The organism is Pantoea sp. FN0305 (assembly GCF_050113845.1).
Taxonomy (GTDB): Bacteria; Pseudomonadota; Gammaproteobacteria; order Enterobacterales; family Enterobacteriaceae; genus Mixta; species Mixta alhagi.
Genome location: NZ_JBNJSN010000026.1, coordinates 1 through 730 on the forward strand (window position 1 = coordinate 1; position 730 = coordinate 730).

1 rRNA gene is annotated in these 730 nt (G+C 51.5%); it reads left to right on the forward strand.

Annotated elements, in window-relative coordinates:
* Positions 1-118: 118 nt before the first annotated feature.
* Positions 119-730, forward strand: a 23S ribosomal RNA gene (locus ACQE3Y_RS20510); the annotation flags it as partial.

Below are 730 nucleotides of genomic sequence, written 5' to 3' on the forward strand. Positions count from 1 at the left end.
TTGCTCTTTAACAATCCGGAAACAAGCTGAAAATTGAAAACGGAACAACTTTATGAGTTGTTCACGATTCTCTCAATTCTCGCACTCACAGGTGTCGCAAGACGCTTGCGGGTTGTGAGGTTAAGCGAATAAGCGTACACGGTGGATGCCCTGGCAGTCAGAGGCGATGAAGGGCGTGCTAATCTGCGATAAGCGCCGGTAAGGTGATATGAACCGCTATTAACCGGCGATACCCGAATGGGGAAACCCAGTGCAATCCGTTGCACTATCATGCCATGAATACATAGTGGCATGAGGCGAACCGGGGGAACTGAAACATCTAAGTACCCCGAGGAAAAGAAATCAACCGAGATTCCCTGAGTAGCGGCGAGCGAACGGGGAACAGCCCAGAGCCTGAATCAGCATGTGTGTCAGTGGAAGCGTCTGGAAAGGCGCACGGTACAGGGTGACAGTCCCGTACACGAAGATGCATGTGCTGTGAGCTCGATGAGTAGGGCGGGACACGTGGTATCCTGTCTGAATATGGGGGGACCATCCTCCAAGGCTAAATACTCCTGACTGACCGATAGTGAACCAGTACCGTGAGGGAAAGGCGAAAAGAACCCCGGCGAGGGGAGTGAAACAGAACCTGAAACCGTGTACGTACAAGCAGTGGGAGCCTACTAGTTGGGTGACTGCGTACCTTTTGTATAATGGGTCAGCGACTTATATTCTGTAGCAAGGTTAACCG